Here is a 17246-nt window from a genome sequence, read left to right as displayed (position 1 = left end):
ATGGGTGAGAAGTGTTGTCCTATTTCACAGTGACCTCAAAAGCTTTCCGAAAATTTCCGGAAACTCCTTCGCCACGAAACTTTGCGAAAATAAAAGCTGTCCGAGACGCGGAATTTCGCCGTTTCCAAGGTTGACGCCCCTCCCCCATGCTCCTATGGTCCGCCGGCGCAATGAAGGAGTCCACACTCGTGGCACGTCTAATCGTAATCGTAGGAACATGGCGCATGGGCCGGTAACACCGAACCATAATGGTTCCCCATGCGCCCCCGAAATCCTCGGGGGCTTTTTTATTGCCGCAGCAACAAGTGAATGACGTCGTAAACGGAGATACGCGATGACACGTCAGATGACCGGAGCGAAAATGGTGGTCCAGGCCCTGAAGGATCAGGGTGTGGACACGGTATTCGGCTATCCCGGCGGTGCCGTCCTACCGATTTATGACGAGATCTTTCAGCAGAACGACATTCATCACGTCCTCGTCCGGCACGAGCAGGCCGCGGTTCACGCGGCCGAGGGCTATGCCCGCTCGACCGGCAAGGTCGGCGTCGCGCTTGTCACCTCGGGCCCCGGCGCCACCAACGCCGTCACCGGCCTCACGGATGCGCTGATGGACTCGATCCCGATCATCGTCCTGTCGGGCCAGGTCCCGACCTTCATGATCGGCTCGGATGCCTTCCAGGAGGCCGACACCGTCGGCATCACCCGCCCCTGCACCAAGCACAACTGGCTGGTGAAGGACACCGACAAGCTGTCCTCGATCATCCATCAGGCCTTCCACGTCGCCTCCTCGGGGCGTCCGGGCCCGGTGCTGATCGACATCCCCAAGGACGTGCAGTTCGCCAGCGGCGAGTACACGCCCCGCCCCAAGGCGCCGGTCGGCCACTACCAGCCGCAGGTGAAAGGCGATCTCGACACCATCACCGCACTGGTCGAGGCGCTGGAGAACGCCGAGCGGCCGGTCTTCTACACCGGCGGCGGCGTCATCAACTCGGGCCCCGGCGCGAGCCAGCTCCTGCGCGAGCTGGTCGAGGCCACCGGCGTGCCGATCACCTCGACGTTGATGGGCCTCGGCGCCTACCCCGCCTCGGGCAAGCACTGGCTCGGGATGCTCGGCATGCACGGTCTCTACGAGGCCAACATGGCGATGCACGGCTGCGACCTGATGATCAACATCGGCGCCCGCTTCGACGACCGGATCACCGGCCGCCTCGACGCGTTCTCGCCGAAGTCGAAGAAGGCGCATATCGACATCGACCCGAGCTCGATCAACAAGGTCATCAAGACCGACCTGCCGATCGTCGGCGACGTGGCGCATATCCTTGAGGACCTGCTCAAGGTCTGGAAGGCCCGCGGCCGCAAGATCAACCGCGAGGGGCTGGCCAAGTGGTGGCGGCAGATCGACGAGTGGCGGGCGGTGAAGTGCCTGACCTACAAGCCCTCCGAGACCATCATCAAGCCGCAATACGCGCTGGAGCGGCTCGAGGAGCTCACCAAGGGCCGTGACCGTTACATCACCACCGAGGTCGGCCAGCACCAGATGTGGGCCGCGCAGTTCCTCGGCTTCGAGGATCCCAACCGCTGGATGACCTCCGGCGGGCTCGGCACCATGGGCTACGGCTTCCCCGCCTCGATCGGCGTGCAGATGGCCCATCCCGACGCGCTGGTGATCAACGTCGCGGGCGAGGCCTCGTGGCTGATGAACATGCAGGAGATGGGCACCGCGGTGCAGTACCGCCTGCCGGTCAAGCAGTTCATCCTCAACAACGAGCGTCTGGGCATGGTGCGCCAGTGGCAGCAGCTGCTGCACGGCGAGCGCTATTCCTCGAGCTGGTCCGAGGCGCTGCCCGACTTCGTGAAGCTGGCCGAGGCCTTCGGGGCCAAGGGCATCCAGTGCAAGGATCCGGCGGATCTCGACGACGCGATCATGGAGATGCTGAACCACGACGGCCCGGTGATCTTCGACTGCCTCGTCGAGAAGCACGAGAACTGCTTCCCGATGATCCCGTCGGGCGAGCCGCACAACAAGATGCTGCTCGGCGACGCGAAGGCCACCAATGCCATCGCGGGCAAGGGCGCCGTCCTCGTCTGATACCCAAGGTCACGCAGGGGGCTCAGCGCCCCCTGCCCTCATGCTGATCCCGAGGCAGGCCGGAGGGGGCGCCTCGTTTTTCCGACCGGAAAGGAATGCAAATGTCCGCGCTACAGATCAAGAAGGGCTCGTCCAAGCACTCGGCCTACAACCTGCGCCCGACCTTCTCGGACGTGCAGGAGGCCCACACGATCACCGTGCTGGTCGAGAACGAGCCCGGTGTCCTGGCCCGCGTCATCGGCCTGTTCTCGGGCCGTGGTTACAACATCGACAGCCTGACCGTGGCCGAGGTCGACCACGAGGGGCACCTGAGCCGCATCACCATCGTGACCACCGGCACGCCGCAGGTGATCGAGCAGATAAAGGCCCAGCTCGGCCGCATCGTGTCGGTGCGTGACGTGCACGACCTGACCGCCGAGGGCAGTTCGGTCGAGCGGGAACTGGCGCTGATGAAGGTCACCGGCAGCGGCGAGAGGCGGGTCGAGGCACTGCGCCTTGCCGACATCTTCCGGGCTCAGGTGGTGGATTCGACGCTGGAGAGCTTCATCTTCCAGCTGACCGGGGCTCCGGACAAGATCGACGCATTCGCGGATCTGATGCGCCCCCTCGGGCTGGTCCAGGTCGCCCGGACGGGCGTGGCCGCGCTTTCGCGCGGCCAGAGCTGACGGGAACGTCGCGTCTCAGGACGCGTGCAGGGTTTCCGGCCGGAACTTCTGGCCGGCCGGGGCCGTACCAGGGAAGGGAATGACATTCCCGAGCGACCGGCTTGCGGCAGGTCGCTGCGGCGCCGGCACACGGTGCCGGTCCACGTTGCGCAGGTTCTGCGCCAGTCCCGCATACTGCTGCTGAACGAGCCGCTTGGGGTTGTTCACGCGCCTAAGGTTCTCTTCCTGCGTAAGATCGAACTGGATCAGGTCACCCGCATCCAGCGACACACCGCCATGCGCGGTGTGCTCTTCGTTTCTGTAGAAGGCCAAGTCTCCGTGGTCCTCGCACCAGATAACCGCCTTATGATCACTATGGTCGGCCCAAAGCACGACCCCGTACATCTTTTCAGACATTGCCAGCCCTTACGTTCCCTTGGGAAACAGGGTCGCGCATTTACAAGATAAACGACATGAGAAGAATAGCGTCTACGGGTTGCTTTTTGTGTCCGTTTCAGTATGAACTGTCGCTAAAGAGCGCCACATCTGAAGCTATATAGCGTCACATTCGGCCTTTCGAGCAGAGAAACCCTTAATAACTGTCACTTGGCCGATGGTCGGGCGACGCAAAAGCGGACGGGTCACGGTACGAAACATGCGAAAGGACGTCACGCAACCAAGTCCTGCAGAGCTTCGGGGCGTCTTTGGCGCCAATTTGCGTCAGCTTGGCGACAAGGCGTCGTCGATCTCGGCTCTGTGCCGCGATCTCGGCATCAACAGGACCCAGTTCAACAGGTATCTTGCGGGCGAAAGCTTCCCCCGTCCAGATGTTCTTCACCGCATCTGTCGCTTCTTCAACGTTGACGCGCGCATCCTGCTCGAGCCGGTGGACCAGATCGAGGACAATCGGCAGGGTCTCCTGCATCACCCCTACATCGCGGATTTCGTTGGAGGCGGCCTCGAGAGGCTCATACCAGAAGAGGAATTTCCTTCGGGTTTCTATCGTTTTACGCGAGCAGCCTTCACCGACGCCGACCGCTACATCGTGGGTCTCGTGCAGATTTCGCGGCGGGACAACCTGACCGTTCTGCGCGGCTACGAGCCCAAGGAAGCGCTCGCGATGCTCGACCTGCCGACCGACCCGACAACGCGCGAATTTCGCGGTGTGGCCATGCCGCAGGCCGAAGGATTCGCACTTTTGGTCAGCCGCAGGGATTCGCTGACCACCTCGTTCAACTACCTGTCGCGAATCTCGGCCATCGGGAAATTCTACTGGGTGGGCTACACGCTCCGGACCACGCCCGAGAACCCCACCGGCCGTCGCGCCGCACGGCTGATCTACGAATACCTGGGCCGCGACACGCACCAGATCCTCGCCACCGCGCGTATGGCCGGCTACGTGCACGAAGACGCGCTCTCGCCCTTCCACCGCCGGCAGCTGCGCGTGGGCGAGCCCTTCGCCTGATCCCGCCTGCCGTCCCTGATCCGGTCACCTGACGCTGATGCGCCTCAGGCCGGTGCCGCGCCCTCGGTCGCAGCAGCCTCCGCCCCTGCCCCCGCCTTCAGCAGGTCGTAGAGGTGCCATGTGGCGTGCCCCAGCACCGGCAGCACCACGAAGAGCCCCAGGAAGGCCGGGAGCATCGCCAGCAGTGTCGCCGCCGCGATGAAGGCGCCCCAGGCGAACATCACCACCGGGTGCGCCGCCACGTACTGGAACGAGGTGATCATCGCGGTCACGAAGTCGATCTCGCGGTCCAGCAGCATCGGCAGCGCCAGCACCGTGATCATGTAGAGCAGCACCGAGAACCCCGCCCCCACCGCGGTGCCGAAGGCCAGCATGGCGAGCCCGTTGCCGGTCAGGAAGACCTCGTGGCTCGACGAGACGTTGGTCATCACCGAGAGCCCGAGGAACAGCGCGAAGATCATGTGGGCGAGGAAGAACCAGAACATGAAGACCAGCACGATCACCGCGCAGATCGACGGCAGCTGGCGGCGCGACTGGCGCATCACCACGCTGACGACCTGCATCCAGTCGGTCGGCAGTCCAAGCTCGAGACGGCGGCTCACGTCGTAGAAGCCCACCGCCGCGAAGGGCCCCAGCAACGGGAAGCCGATGGCGGCCAGCACCAGCCAGTAGCTCTGCCCGGTGGCCCAGGTGATCCAGCTCATCACCAGTCCCGCCACCACGTAGAACCCCGCGAAGACCAGCGCGAAGCCCGGCGCGCGTCTCAGGTCGCGGACGCCCCGGCGCACGGCCTCGGCCAGCGTGGAAAACGTGACATCCGCCAGCGGCGGCACCCCCGGCTCCGGCACTACGGTCATCCAGCCTCTCCCCTTGCCTCGACCTCTCCTCGAGACCCGAGTGTAACCCGGAAACGAGGCGGCCGCGCAAGGTCTTTGCGCGGCCGCCGGAATTCAGGTCGTGGGGGCCTCGAGGGCCCGCGGATATGGGATCAGTCCGCCTGCGCGTCGGCGCGGCTCTTGCCGCTCGCCTGCTGCGCCAGCGTCGCCGCCATGAACGGGTCGAGATCGCCGTCCAGCACGCCCTGCGTGTCGCTGGTCTCGTGGCTGGTGCGCAGGTCCTTCACCATTTGGTAGGGCTGCAGCACGTAAGACCGGATCTGGTTGCCCCAGCCCGCGTCGCCCTTGGCCTCGTGCTGGGCGTTGATCTCGGCGTTCCGCTTGTCGAGCTCCATCTGGTAGAGCCGCGATTTCAGCGCCTTCATGGCGATGTCGCGGTTCTGGTGCTGCGACTTCTCGGACGAGGTCACCACGATGTTCGTGGGGATGTGGGTGATCCGCACCGCCGAGTCCGTGGTGTTCACGTGCTGACCGCCGGCACCGGACGAGCGGTAGGTGTCGATGCGGATATCGCTCGGGTTGACGTCGATCTCGATGTTGTCGTCCACCACCGGGTAGACCCAGACCGAGGCGAACGAGGTCTCGCGCGTGCCCTTGCCGAAGGGCGAGATCCGCACCAGCCGGTGCACGCCGCTCTCGGACTTGAGCCAGCCATAGGCGTTGGTCCCGGAAATCTTGTAGCCGCAGGACTTGGTACCGGCCTCGGCGCCCGCTTCCTCGAACTGCAGCTCGACGTCATAGCCGCGCTTTTCGGCCCAGCGAACGTACATGCGCTGCAGCATCGCCGCCCAGTCGCAGGCCTCGGTGCCCCCGGCGCCGGCGTTGATCTCCAGGAAGGTGTCGTTGCCGTCGGCCTCGCCGTCGAGCAGCGCCTCGAGCTCCTTCTGGCCGGCCTTCTCGGCCAGTGCCTTAAGCGCGGCCTCGGCCTCGGAGACGACCTCGTCGTCCTCCTCCATCTCGCCCATCTCGATGAGCTCGACGTTGTCGGACAGTTCTTGCTTGATCGAGGAGTAGGTCTCCATCGCGTCCACCAGCATCTGCCGGTCGCGCATCAGCTTCTGCGCCGCCTGCGGATCGTCCCAGAGGTTGGGATCCTCGACCCGGGCGTTGAACTCCTCGAGCCGGTGCGGCGCGGTCTCCCAGTCGAGCCGCTGCCCCAGCAGGTCGAGCGACTTCTCGATCTTGTCGACGGTTTTCTGGGTCTCGGCACGCATGGATCTGCTCTCTTCGGGTCTGCAATCGGTCAGCGGGACATAGACCAGCACCGCCGCCCCTTCAAGCGTCACGAGCCCGCAGCGCCGTCACGGACCCGCCACACAACCGCCATTTCGGGCATTCGTGAAAAGCCGAAGGCCGGGAGCGGCCCCCGGTCTTCCAATGGCTCCAAATATCCTGGGGGAGTCGCGCAGCGCGCGACGGGGGCAGCGCCCCCTCCCGGCTGTCTGCAGGACAGCCGCCGGGCTCAGTAGAGCCCGCCCGAGGACAGCGTGCCGAAGCTCGCCTTCGGGCCCACCGTGGCCTTGCGGCCGGTGGAAGTGGTGACCTGGCGCGCACGGGTGGTGCCGTCGGGCTGGATCAGGTCGAAGTTGCCGCTCATCGCCCAGCCACCGTCCAGCTGGATGCCGAACAACGGCTCCTCGCCGCGGCGGAAACACTCGGCCACCACGTTGGGGCCCGAGGCATCGGGGCCAAGGCGTCCGCCGGTGAAGCGGTCGATGTTGATGAACTCGCAGGCCTCGGGGACCTTGAACTGGCCGCCGCCGTATTTCTTCACCGCCTTCGACATGAAGCGCTGGAACACCGGGCCGCACATGGACGAGCCATAGGCGTGCCGGCCCAGCGGGCGCGGCGTGTCGTAGCCGATGTAGCAGCCCGCCACGATGTTCGAGGTGAAGCCGATGAACCACACGTCCTTGGCGTCGTTGGTGGTGCCGGTCTTGCCCGCGGTGGGCACGCCGAGGTCCACGACCCCGGAAGCCGTGCCGCGCTGCACCACGCCCTGCATCATCGAGGTCAGCTGGTAGGCGGTCACCGCGTCCATGATCCGCTCGCGGCTGTTGACGATCTCGGGGCCACGGCCCGGCGGCAGGTTGGGGTCTGCGCAATCGACGCAGACCCGCTCGTTGCCGCGCGCGCTCTCGTGGTTGTAGATCGTCCGCCCGTAGCGGTCCTGCACCCGGTCGACCAGCGTCGGCTCCACCCGCTCGCCGCCGTTGGCGAACATCGCGTAGGCCGAGATCATCTTGTAGAGCGTGGTCTCGTCCGCGCCGAGCGCATTGGCCAGCACCCGGCCCATGTGGTCGTAGACGCCGAACTTCTCGGCGTAGCGGCCCACCGTGTCCATGCCGATCTCCTGCGCGAGCCGGATGGTCATTAGGTTCCGCGACTGCTCGATGCCGGTGCGCAGCGGCGTCGGGCCATAATAGGTGTTCGACGAGTTCTTCGGCCGCCACACGCCCTGCGGCGTGTCGATCTCGATCGGCGCGTCGATGACGATGGTCGAGGGCGCGTAGCCCGAATCCAGCGCCGCCGCGTAGACGAAGGGCTTGAAGGACGAACCCGGCTGCCGCATCGCCTGCGTCGCGCGGTTGAACACCGAATCCTGGTACGAGAACCCGCCCTGCATCGAGATCACCCGGCCGGTGTTCACGTCCATCGCCATGAACGCGCCCTGCACGCGGGGCACCTGCCGCAGGGTCCAGCGGATGAAGCTGCCCGAGCCGTCCTCGGTCATCTCGCGCACGTGCACCACGTCGCCGCGCTCGAAATTGTCGACGAAGCTGCCCTTGATCCACGAGATGTCCGCCCGCGGCACGGAAGTGCCGCGCGGGTCGTCGGTGGCCACGCCCTCGATGCCGAGCCGCATCGACTGGTCGCCCACCTCGAGCACCACCGCCGGCAGCCATTGCGACTCGAGGTCGATGTCGCGGGCCACGCTGGTGTCGGCCAGCGCCGCGCGCCAGTCCTCCTCGCTGCCGAGGCGGTCAGCATCTATGGTCTTGCCGGTGCCGTGCCAGCGGCCGAGCCCGCGGTCGTACTGCTCGAGCGACATGCGCAGCGAACGCGCCGCCTCGAGCTGCATCTCGGGATCCAGCGTCGCGCGGACCGAGAAGCCGCCCGAGAAGAATTCGCCCTCGCCGAAATCCTTGGTGAGCTGGCGGCGGATCTCGTCGGTGAAGTAGTCGCGCGGCGGCAGCGCCCGGTAGTAGGGCTCGAAGTCGCCGTTCTGCACCGAGCGCAGCGGCTGCGCCACCTCGTGCTCGTAGACCTCGTCGGTGATGTAGCCGTTCTCGCGCATCTCGCGCAGCACGTAGTCGCGGCGGGCCTGCAGCCGTTCCTTGTTGCGCACCGGGTGGTAGTCGGACGGCGCCTTGGGCATTGAGGCAAGGAAGGCCGCCTCGTGCGGGGCCAGTTCCGACAGCGCCTTGTTGAAATAGGTCTGCGCCGCGGCGGTGACGCCGTAGGAGTTCTGCCCGAGGAAGATCTCGTTGAGATATAGCTCGAGGATCTTTTCCTTGCTGAGCGCGGCCTCGACGCGGCTGGCGAGGATGATCTCCTTGATCTTGCGCTCGGCGCGGCGGTCGCCTGAGAGCAGGAAGTTCTTCATCACCTGCTGGGTGATGGTCGAGGCGCCGCGCACGTCGCGGCCACGCGTCTTCACCGCGTCGATGGCGGCGGCGGCGATGCCGCGCACGTCATATCCCTGGTGGGTGTAGAAGTTCTTGTCCTCGGCCGAGATGAAGGCCTGCTTCACCAGATCCGGGATCTCGGCGGCGGGCGTGAACAGCCGGCGCTCCTGCGCGAACTCGTCGATCACGCGGCCTTCCTGGCTGTAGATCCGGCTGATCGTCGGCGGCGTGTACTGCGCCAGGCTCTCGTGGCTCGGCAGGTCACGGCCGTACATCCAGAACACCGCGCCGATGGTCAGCGCAGCCATCATCACGCCCATTGTGACAATGCTGAAGATACCGCCGAGGAATGAGAGAATGAACCGAGTCACGTAGCCGCCTTTCAGGGATTGCCGCTTCCCTTATACCGTCCCGTGCCGCCGGTCAAAACACACGCGCGCGTGACGGCGGGGCACTGCCGTTCATTGCCGCCGCAAACGCGCCAGGGCCGCGTCCTCGAGCGCCCATGCCCCGATGCCGTCGCGGATCGCCGCGGCCATGCCCGCGCGCCAGTCCGCATCGAGCAGGTGGTCGAGATCGCGCTCGGTCGAGAGGAACCCCACCTCGATCAGCACCGAGGGAATGTCCGCGGATTTCAGTACCGAGAACCCCGCCCGGCGCAGCGGCCGCTTGTGGATCGCGCCGCCCGCGCCCTCGATGCCCGCGACCACATGCTGGGCCAGCGACAGGCTGCGTGGGCCGTTGTCGAGCCGGGCGAGATCCATCAGCACGTCCGCCACCCGGTCGTCGGCGCCCGAGAGGTCGAGCCCGGCGAGGATATCGTCGCGGTCGTGACGTTCGGCCAGCGCCGCCGAGGCCGCGTCCGAGGCGTTCTCGTCGAGCATGTAGACCGTGGCGCCATGGGCGATGCCCTCCTCGATGGCGTCCGCGTGCAGCGACAGGAAGAGGTCGGCGCGGGCCTCGTGCGCCAGCGCGACGCGGCCCTCGAGCGAGACGAAGACATCGGCGTCGCGGGTCAGCGCCACGTCGTAGCCCGCCCGGCGCAGCTCGTCGCGCAGGTCGCGGGCGAAGGTCAGCATCAGCGAGGCCTCGTTGTGGCCGCCGCCTTCGGCGCCCGGGTCGATGCCGCCGTGGCCCGGGTCGAGCACGATGCGCAGCGGATCGCCCTCGGCGCGGCGCGGCGGCGCGGTGACGCTGGGCGCCGGCAGGTCCCAGCGCGGGTCGCGCGGCGCGCCCGAGACCGCGGCCATCTCTTCGGGCGTTGCCGGGTCAAGCCGCAGCGACAGCGTGGCACGGCCCGAGCCCTCTTCGACGCTCATGCCCGCCTGCCCGATCACCATGGGCTCGGCGAGGTCCACCACCATCCGCGACCAGCCCGAACGGAAGCCGCCCATGCGCAGCGCCGCCACCGCCTCGGAGCGGTCGAGCACCTCGGCATCGGCGCCGGTCCAGTCGACCTCGCGGAAATCGAGCACGAGCCGGGCGGGATCGGTGAGGGTGAAGGCGCGCCACGGCACACCCTGGCTGATGGTCAGCGACAGCTGCGCGCCCCCGCCCCAGCGCGCGTCGGTGAGGCTTCCCGCCTCGAACCGCGCCCGCCCGCCAAGATCCTGCGCCACGGCGGCACTCGCCAGCCAGAGCGCCGCAATAAATACCAGAAACCTGCTCATTCGCCCGTACGGTCGTTGTTTTGCGGCGACCCTACCACAGGGTCGCCGGATTCGCACCGGGCGCCGCAGCGGCACCCCTGCCCCCGGTTCAGCCGCGCAAGATCAGCCGCGCAAGGCCATGAAGGTCCGGAGCCGCGCGAGCCCTTCCTCGATGTCGGCGCTGCTGCGCGCGTAGGAGAAACGCAGCGTGCCGTGACCGCGCAGCGGGTCGAAGTCGAGCCCCGGCGTCACCGCCACCCCTGCCTTGTCGAGGATCTCGGCGGCGAAGGCGCGGCTGTCGTCGGTGAGGTGGCTGACGTCGGCATAGACGTAGAACGCCCCGTCCGGCGGCGCGATGCGGTCGAAGCCCGCCTTGGGCAGACCGTCGAGCATCAGCTCCCGGTTTTTCGCGTAGACCGCGAGGTTGCCCTGCAGCTCGTCGTCCGCGTCAAGCGCCGCCAGCGCCGCCACCTGCGCCGCGTGCGGCGGGCAGATGAAGAGGTTCTGGGCCAGACGCTCGACCTGCCGCACCTGCGCCTCGGGCACCACCAGCCAGCCGACGCGCCAGCCGGTCATCGAGAAATACTTGGAGAAGGAGTTGATCACGCAGACCTCGTCCGAGAGCTCGAGCGCTGTCACCGCGCGCTTGTCGTACTCGATGCCGTGGTAGATCTCGTCCGAGAGGAACGCCGCGCCCTGCGCCTGGCAGGTCTCGATCAACGCGCCGAGCTGATCGCGGCCCAGCATGGTGCCGGTGGGGTTGGCGGGCGAGGCCATCATCAGGCCCTGGTAGTCGACGCCCTTCAGGTCCTCGGGCACCAGCTGGTAGCCGTTGTCGGGCGAAGCGGGCACCTCGACAGGCACGAGGTCAAGCGCCTTGAGAATCTGGCGATAGGAGGGATAGCCCGGCATCCCCAGCGCCACCCGCTCGCCCGCGTCGAAGAGCGCCGAGAAGGCGAGGATGAAGCCGCCGGACGAGCCCGGTGTCACCACCACCCGCGCCGGATCGAGGTCGACGTCGTACCAGTCGCCGTAGAGCCGCGCGATGCGGTTGCGCAGGGCGGGCAGCCCCAGCGCCACGGTGTAGCCCAGCGGATCGGTCATCATCGCCTCGGACAGCACCCGGCGCGCGTGTTCCGGCGCAGGCGAGGACGGCTGGCCCACCTCCATGTGGATGATGTGGCGGCCGGCCTCTTCGGCGGCGCGCGCGGCTTCCATCACATCCATCACAATGAAGGGATCGACCGCCCCCCGGCTTGAGTTTCGCATCATGCTCTCCCATGGTGGCCCGGGCACCCGCTTACGGGCGATGCAGGGGAGGGTCAATGTCCGGCGCCAAGACCGCGGCCACCGTCACGAGGCCGCTGGCCATTCTGCTGTTTGCAGCCGTGTTCGCCCTGTCGGCGGCCGCGCCCGCGCGGGCGGTCTCGCTGCTGCGCGACGCAGATATCGAGTATGCGCTCGGCGCCCTCGCCCAGCCGGTTCTGCAGGCCGCCGGGCTGAGCCCGTCGCAGGTTCAGATCGTGCTGGTGCATGACAGCAGCCTCAACGCCTTCATCGTCGACCCCACCGCGATCTACATCCACTCCGGGCTGGTCCTGAAGCTCGAGAGCCCCGAGGCCCTGCAGGCGGTGATCGCCCACGAGGCCGCCCACATCACCAACGGCCACATCACCCGCCGGCTCGGCAACATGCGCAGCGCCCGCACCGCCTCGGCGCTCGGCATGGCGCTGGCCGCCGCCACAGGGGCCGCGACCGGCAGCGGCGACGCCGCCTTCGGCGTGCTGCTCGGCACCCAGAGCGCCGCGATGCGCAACTTCCTCGCCCACACCCGCGCCGAGGAAAGCTCGGCCGACATCACCTCGGTCCGGACGCTTGCGCGGGCCGGCATCGACCCCGCCGGCGCCATCGAGGTGCAGGAACTGTTCCGCGGGCAGGAGGCGCTGTCCGCCGGGCGTCAGGATCCCTACATGCGCAGCCACCCGCTGACCACGGACCGGCTGCGCACGCTCAAGGGGCTGGTGGCCGCCGCCGGGCCCGGGGCGCCGCGAAATGCCGAGGCCGCCTACTGGTTCGCCCGCGCCCGCGCCAAGCTCGAGGCCTTCCTGCGGGCGCCGAAATGGACGCTGGGGCGGCTCGACCGCCTGCCCTCGAAGGACATCGCGCTGATGGCCGAGGCCGCGGCGCGGCACCAGCAATCCGATCTCAAGGGCGCGCTGCGGGCCATCGACGGCGCTATCGCGCTGCGCCCGCGCGATCCGTTCTATTACGACCTCAAGGGCCAGATCCTGCTCGAGTCGCGGCAGGCTGCCGCTGCCGTGAAGGTCTATTCCCAGGCCCGCAGCCTTGCCCCGCGCAACGCCCAGATCCTTGCCGGGCTCGGCCGGGCGCAGCTTGCGGCGGGCCAGACCTCGGCGGCGCTGCAGACGCTGGAAGAGGCACGCGGCCGCGACTGGCGCGACGCCCGGGTGCTGCGCGACCTCTCGGTGGCCTATGCACAGAGCGGCAATGCCGGCATGGCCTCGGAGGCGACGGCGCAGCGCTACGCCCTCGGCGGCCGCCTCAAGGACGCCGGGATCCACGCCAAGCGCGCCACCGATCTGCTGCCGCGGGGATCCGCCCCGTGGCGTCGGGCGCAGGACGTGCTAGACGCAGCCGAAAGAGCCAAGGCCACGCGCTGACGCGGGCCCGCCACACACGCGACGAGATAGACATTGGAGACCCCATGCTGACCCGACTGAAACGCCCCGCCACCGCGCTGACCCTCGCCGCCGGCATGCTCGCCTCGCCGCTCGCCGCGCAGGATCTCGACTTCTCGGGCATGACGCCCGAGCAGCGCCAGGCCTTCGGCGCGCAGGTCCGCGAATACCTGCTCGAGAACCCCGAGGTGATCATGGAAGCGGTCAACGCGCTCGAGGCCAAGCAGGCCCAGCAGCAGGCCGCCGCCGATGACCAGCTCGTCGCCGACAACTCCGATGCGCTGTTCCGCGATGGCTACAGCTGGGTCGGCGGCAACCCCGACGGCGACGTCACCATCATCGAATTCTCGGACTACCGCTGCGGCTACTGCCGCCGTGCCTTCCCCGAGGTCGAGGAGCTGATCGAGAGCGATGGCAACATCCGCTTCATCATGAAGGAATTCCCGATCCTCGGCGAAGCCTCGGTGACCTCGTCGCGCTTTGCCATCGCCACCCAGCTCGAGGCCGGGGACGATGCCTACAAGTCGGTTCACGACGCGCTGATGACGCTCGAGGGCGAGCCCTCGGAGCCGGTGCTGCGCCGTCTTGCCGACACTCTGGGCCTCGATGCCGACGCGATCCTCGCGCGCATGTCCGACCCGGAGATCACTCGCCGCATCCAGGAAACCCGCGAGCTGGCGACCCGCCTGCAGATCAACGGCACGCCGAGCTTCGTCTTCGAAAGCGAGATGCTGCGCGGCTACGTGCCGCTCGACGGCATGCGCGATCTCGTGGCGCAGATTCGCGCCGAGGGCTGATCCCCCAGGGTCTTGCCGGGGGCGGGCTCCGTCCGGCCCCGGACGGCGCTTGCCGTCGCCGTCACGCAGGCGGTTCATCCGCGCCCGCGCCGCCCCCGGCGGCACCGCCGGCAGGACCAACCGGATTCGGGTGCCCCGCCCCGGCGCCGACCTGAGCACGATCTCGCCCCCGCCGATCAGGGCTTCGCGGGCGTTGCTGATGAGTTCGAGCAGCGCCGCCCCGAGTTTGACCGGGTCCACGTGCACCGCCCGCAGCTTCGCCCCGTCCCGGATCACATCACTCCGCGGCCTGCGCGGCGCCTGGCTCCTGCGCCTCGATCTCGGCGGCCTTCTTCTCGACCTCCTCGACGATGTGCTCGATCATCTGGTCGTTCGACATCTTGTGGCTCGCCTTGCCGGCCAGGTAGACCATGCCGCTGCCGGCACCGCCGCCGGTGAAGCCCACATCGGTCATCAGCGCCTCGCCCGGCCCGTTCACCACGCAGCCGATAATCGAAAGCGACATCGGCGTCTTGATGTGCTCGAGCCGCTTCTCCAGCGCCTCGACGGTCTTGATCACGTCGAAGCCCTGACGCGCGCAGGATGGGCAGGAGATGATGTTGACGCCGCGGTGGCGCAGCCCCAGCGACTTGAGGATCTCGTAGCCGACCTTGATCTCCTCGACCGGGTCGGCCGAGAGGCTCACCCGCAACGTGTCGCCGATGCCCATCCACAAGAGCTGGCCAAGGCCGATGGCGCTCTTGATGGTGCCCGAGGTCAGCCCGCCCGCCTCGGTGATGCCGAGGTGGATGGGTTTGTCGGTGGCCTCGGCGAGGCCCATGTAGGCGGCGGCGGAGAGGAACACGTCCGAGGCCTTCACCGAGATCTTGAATTCGTGGAAGTCGTTGTCCTCGAGAATGCGGATGTGATCCAGCGCGGATTCGACCATCGCCTCGGGGCACGGCTCGCCGTATTTCTCGAGCAGGTGCCGCTCGAGGCTGCCGCCGTTGACGCCGATGCGCATCGAGCAGCCGTTGTCGCGGGCGGCGGCGATGACCTCGCGCACGCGCGCCTCGCTCCCGATGTTGCCGGGATTGATGCGCAGGCAGGCGGCGCCGGCCTCGGCGCTTTCGATGCCGCGCTTGTAGTGGAAATGGATGTCCGCGACGATCGGCACCGGGCTCTCGCGAACGATCTCCTTCAGCGCTTTCGAGCTCGCCTCGTCCGGCACCGAGACCCGCACGATGTCGGCGCCCGCCTCGGCGGCGCGCTGCACCTGCTCGATGGTCGCCCTGACATCCGTGGTGACGGTGTTGGTCATGGTCTGGACCGAGATCGGCGCGTCGCCCCCAACCGGCACGTTCCCGACCATGATCTGGCGGGACTTGCGCCGCTCGATGCTGCGCCAGGGTCGGATGGGATTGTGACTCATACCGCGAAGCTCCTCCTGAGAGCGTCTGTCGTTTCCCCGCCTATCTAGCGCTCTCGCGCCGTCGGGGCCAGTCTCCTTTCCGAGAGCTCCGCCCGCAGGGACGTGCGGCACGCCGTTTCCGCGCCCCGCATCTTGCGCGACGGGACGGTTCGGGGATCAGTCGGTGAGGGTCGCGGTGGTATCGTTCAGTTCGGCCACGACCCGCTCGAGGTCCGAATCGCGGGTCGCGTCGGCCACCTGATAGGTCTGGGTGAGATTCTCGACCGAGAGCGCGAGGTTCTTGGTCACCGCGCCCTTGGCGCCGGCCGGCCCGTAGGTCTGGCCGTTCACCGCGAAGTAGACAGCGCCGGATTCGCCCACGCGCAGGGTGGCAGGCTCTTCGGTGGCCGGCAGCTTGAAGGTGTCACCGGCGTTCATGATCGCCTCGTAGATCACCGAGCCGTCGGCCGCACGCACCCGCACCCACGCCGGGCGCACCGCAATCATCATCACGCCGGGGGCGCCGTCCTCGAGCACCTTGGGCATGCCGGGGATGCCGGCGGGGCCGCTGTTGAGACGCAGGTCGGCCAGCATCTGCTGCAGGTCGCCATCGCGCTGAGGGTCGGCGGGAGTATAGGCGGCGTTCAGCACGTCGGGCACCAGCGGCAGCTCGCTCGTCACGGTGCCGGAGGGGCCGACCGGGCCGTAGGTGTTGCCGTTCATCGAGAAATAGACGGCGCCGGATTCCCCAACGTTGAGCCGCGGCTCGAGCTGGTCGGCGGGAACGGTCCAGGTGTCGCCGGCATTCATCACCCGCTCGTAGAGCGTGACGCCGCCGTTGCCGCGCACCCGCACCCACGCCGGGCGCACCGCCATCAACGTGACGGCACCGGGCGCCGAGGCGATCCGCGGCGCCTGAAGCGAGGCGAACTGGCGCTCGGAGCCGTCCGGGGTCGCCATCGGCTGCGGCGCGGTCATGCCGCGCCGCGCGAAGGCGCCGACCGTAGCCGGGTCGAGCGAGGAAATCGGGGCATCGCGCGCCACCAGCACCGGCACGTCCAGCGCCTGCGGCCGGTAGAGCCTGGCGAGCGCCTCGGAGCCCGGGGGCGAGAAGGCACCGACGCCCTCGGCGCGCGCGACCTCAACGTCGTCGTCGGTCTCGGGCACGATGGCCCCTTCCAGCGGGTCAAGCTCGCTCAGCACCACCGGGGTCTGGTCCACGGGCGCAAGCTGCACGCGCTGCACCTCGCGCAGGACCGACCAGCCGCCGTAACCGATGCCACCGATCAGCGCGATCAGCACCAGCATCGAGCCGATGGCCCCGGGCTCGATCCGCGACAGCAGCGAGTCGCCGGCAGGCACGAAGGGCATCCGCGGTTCCTCGAACGGGTCGCGGGCCGAGGAGCGGAGCGGCTCGCCCGGTTGCGGCTTGCGGATGGTCGATGCTTTCTCGGACATGCCATGGGCCACGGCAAAGCCGCTTTCGGCGCAGAACTGCTGGAAGCATTCGTCGGGATCCATCCCGAGATAGCGGGCATAGGAGCGCACGTAACCGGCGATGAAGCCCGGCGTGTCGAAGGCGGAAGGATCGCAATTCTCGATCGCGGCGATGTAGCTCGCCTTGATCCGAAGCTCGCGCTGCACGTCGAGAAGCGACTTACCCATGGTCGCACGTTCGCCACGCATCACGTCGCCAAGCCGCAACGTGAAATCGTCGAACCCGCGCGGTGTGTCTTCGTCGACAACCGCCTCCGGCTTACGTGAGGATTTCCGCCCGATCATGCGTTCAACCCAGTTACCGCTGTCCCAAGTAGCCCTGCCCACTCACGCGTTCGCGATTCGCGTCGCGCGCTTTATTGATACGACGTTAGCACATCACAACAGGGTTTACAGAGTTCTAACGAGCGATGAGCATGGATCTGCGCACCGCCCGGCCATTCGCGTTTCCCCCGCCGAACGCGTCGAGCGCCTCGGAAGTTCCTAAATCG

General features: G+C 67.7%; 13 protein-coding genes. 5 read left to right on the top strand and 8 right to left on the bottom strand.

Features of this window, described 5'->3' with window-relative positions; genetic code table 11:
- Nucleotides 1–334: 334 nt before the first annotated feature.
- Nucleotides 335–2089 carry an acetolactate synthase 3 large subunit gene (locus BLQ77_RS07350; protein WP_008884808.1) on the top strand — a complete coding sequence of 585 codons (1755 nt, stop codon included), beginning with the start codon at nucleotides 335–337 and terminating at the stop codon, nucleotides 2087–2089.
- 101 nt (nucleotides 2090–2190) lie between these two features.
- A complete protein-coding gene (gene ilvN, locus BLQ77_RS07345) occupies nucleotides 2191–2754 on the top strand; it encodes an acetolactate synthase small subunit (protein ID WP_008885116.1) in 564 nt (187 codons plus the stop codon).
- Between the two features lie 15 nt (nucleotides 2755–2769).
- Here ilvN and BLQ77_RS07340 read toward each other — a convergent pair whose 3' ends face one another.
- Nucleotides 2770–3150, bottom strand: coding sequence for a hypothetical protein (locus BLQ77_RS07340; RefSeq protein WP_008885738.1), 381 nt, complete (start codon nucleotides 3148–3150; stop codon nucleotides 2770–2772).
- 238 nt (nucleotides 3151–3388) lie between these two features.
- On the opposite strand from BLQ77_RS07340, the gene BLQ77_RS07335 reads away from it, so the two are divergent.
- Nucleotides 3389–4198, top strand: coding sequence for a helix-turn-helix domain-containing protein (locus BLQ77_RS07335; protein ID WP_008885382.1), 810 nt, complete (start codon nucleotides 3389–3391; stop codon nucleotides 4196–4198).
- Between the two features lie 44 nt (nucleotides 4199–4242).
- Here BLQ77_RS07335 and BLQ77_RS07330 read toward each other — a convergent pair whose 3' ends face one another.
- The 5 genes from BLQ77_RS07330 to BLQ77_RS07310 form a co-directional block, all read right to left on the bottom strand.
- Nucleotides 4243–5055, bottom strand: coding sequence for a DUF2189 domain-containing protein (locus BLQ77_RS07330; protein ID WP_089957360.1), 813 nt, complete (start codon nucleotides 5053–5055; stop codon nucleotides 4243–4245).
- A 131-nt stretch (nucleotides 5056–5186) separates the two neighbouring features.
- Nucleotides 5187–6308 carry a peptide chain release factor 2 gene (gene prfB / locus BLQ77_RS07325; protein ID WP_089957355.1) on the bottom strand — a complete coding sequence of 374 codons (1122 nt, stop codon included), beginning with the start codon at nucleotides 6306–6308 and terminating at the stop codon, nucleotides 5187–5189.
- Nucleotides 6309–6556: 248 nt separating this feature from the next.
- Nucleotides 6557–9094, bottom strand: a complete 2538-nt coding sequence (locus tag BLQ77_RS07320) for a penicillin-binding protein 1A (protein WP_008884319.1) — start codon at nucleotides 9092–9094, stop codon at nucleotides 6557–6559.
- Between the two features lie 90 nt (nucleotides 9095–9184).
- Entirely contained in the window at nucleotides 9185–10393 is a 1209-nt protein-coding gene (locus BLQ77_RS07315) for an N-acetylmuramoyl-L-alanine amidase (protein ID WP_089957351.1), read from the bottom strand.
- A 102-nt stretch (nucleotides 10394–10495) separates the two neighbouring features.
- Nucleotides 10496–11641, bottom strand: a complete 1146-nt coding sequence (locus BLQ77_RS07310) for a pyridoxal phosphate-dependent aminotransferase (RefSeq protein ID WP_089957754.1) — start codon at nucleotides 11639–11641, stop codon at nucleotides 10496–10498.
- A gap of 56 nt (nucleotides 11642–11697) precedes the next feature.
- Here BLQ77_RS07310 and BLQ77_RS07305 point away from each other — a divergent pair, with 56 nt between their 5' ends.
- Both BLQ77_RS07305 and BLQ77_RS07300 read left to right on the top strand, forming a co-directional pair.
- A complete protein-coding gene (locus BLQ77_RS07305) occupies nucleotides 11698–13053 on the top strand; it encodes a M48 family metalloprotease (RefSeq protein ID WP_089957348.1) in 1356 nt (451 codons plus the stop codon).
- A 44-nt stretch (nucleotides 13054–13097) separates the two neighbouring features.
- Entirely contained in the window at nucleotides 13098–13868 is a 771-nt protein-coding gene (locus BLQ77_RS07300; RefSeq protein ID WP_207545820.1) for a DsbA family protein, read from the top strand.
- Between the two features lie 277 nt (nucleotides 13869–14145).
- Here BLQ77_RS07300 and ispG read toward each other — a convergent pair whose 3' ends face one another.
- Together ispG and BLQ77_RS07290 are read right to left on the bottom strand one after the other, a co-directional pair.
- Entirely contained in the window at nucleotides 14146–15279 is a 1134-nt protein-coding gene (ispG, locus tag BLQ77_RS07295; RefSeq protein WP_008885993.1) for a flavodoxin-dependent (E)-4-hydroxy-3-methylbut-2-enyl-diphosphate synthase, read from the bottom strand.
- Nucleotides 15280–15435: 156 nt separating this feature from the next.
- Nucleotides 15436–17040 carry a helix-turn-helix domain-containing protein gene (locus tag BLQ77_RS07290; protein ID WP_089957345.1) on the bottom strand — a complete coding sequence of 535 codons (1605 nt, stop codon included), beginning with the start codon at nucleotides 17038–17040 and terminating at the stop codon, nucleotides 15436–15438.
- Nucleotides 17041–17246 lie beyond the last annotated feature (206 nt).

Origin of the sequence: Salipiger thiooxidans (genome assembly GCF_900102075.1) — a bacterium.
Taxonomy (GTDB): domain Bacteria; phylum Pseudomonadota; class Alphaproteobacteria; order Rhodobacterales; family Rhodobacteraceae; genus Salipiger; species Salipiger thiooxidans.
Note: the sequence above shows the minus strand (reverse complement) of the source record. Positions and strands in the feature narration are given on the sequence as shown.

What these genes read in the sequence shown, in the direction of transcription:
- BLQ77_RS07300 (WP_207545820.1), top strand. Translation starts at nt 13,098, where the DNA reads ATGCTGACCCGACTGAAACGCCCCGCCACCGCGCTGACCCTCGCCGCC.
- ispG (WP_008885993.1), bottom strand. Translation starts at nt 15,279, where the DNA reads ATGAGTCACAATCCCATCCGACCCTGGCGCAGCATCGAGCGGCGCAAG.
- BLQ77_RS07330 (WP_089957360.1), bottom strand. Translation starts at nt 5,055, where the DNA reads ATGACCGTAGTGCCGGAGCCGGGGGTGCCGCCGCTGGCGGATGTCACG.
- prfB (WP_089957355.1), bottom strand. Translation starts at nt 6,308, where the DNA reads ATGCGTGCCGAGACCCAGAAAACCGTCGACAAGATCGAGAAGTCGCTC.
- ilvN (WP_008885116.1), top strand. Translation starts at nt 2,191, where the DNA reads ATGTCCGCGCTACAGATCAAGAAGGGCTCGTCCAAGCACTCGGCCTAC.
- BLQ77_RS07340 (WP_008885738.1), bottom strand. Translation starts at nt 3,150, where the DNA reads ATGTCTGAAAAGATGTACGGGGTCGTGCTTTGGGCCGACCATAGTGAT.
- BLQ77_RS07335 (WP_008885382.1), top strand. Translation starts at nt 3,389, where the DNA reads ATGCGAAAGGACGTCACGCAACCAAGTCCTGCAGAGCTTCGGGGCGTC.
- BLQ77_RS07315 (WP_089957351.1), bottom strand. Translation starts at nt 10,393, where the DNA reads ATGAGCAGGTTTCTGGTATTTATTGCGGCGCTCTGGCTGGCGAGTGCC.
- BLQ77_RS07305 (WP_089957348.1), top strand. Translation starts at nt 11,698, where the DNA reads ATGTCCGGCGCCAAGACCGCGGCCACCGTCACGAGGCCGCTGGCCATT.
- BLQ77_RS07310 (WP_089957754.1), bottom strand. Translation starts at nt 11,641, where the DNA reads ATGCGAAACTCAAGCCGGGGGGCGGTCGATCCCTTCATTGTGATGGAT.
- BLQ77_RS07290 (WP_089957345.1), bottom strand. Translation starts at nt 17,040, where the DNA reads ATGATCGGGCGGAAATCCTCACGTAAGCCGGAGGCGGTTGTCGACGAA.
- BLQ77_RS07350 (WP_008884808.1), top strand. Translation starts at nt 335, where the DNA reads ATGACACGTCAGATGACCGGAGCGAAAATGGTGGTCCAGGCCCTGAAG.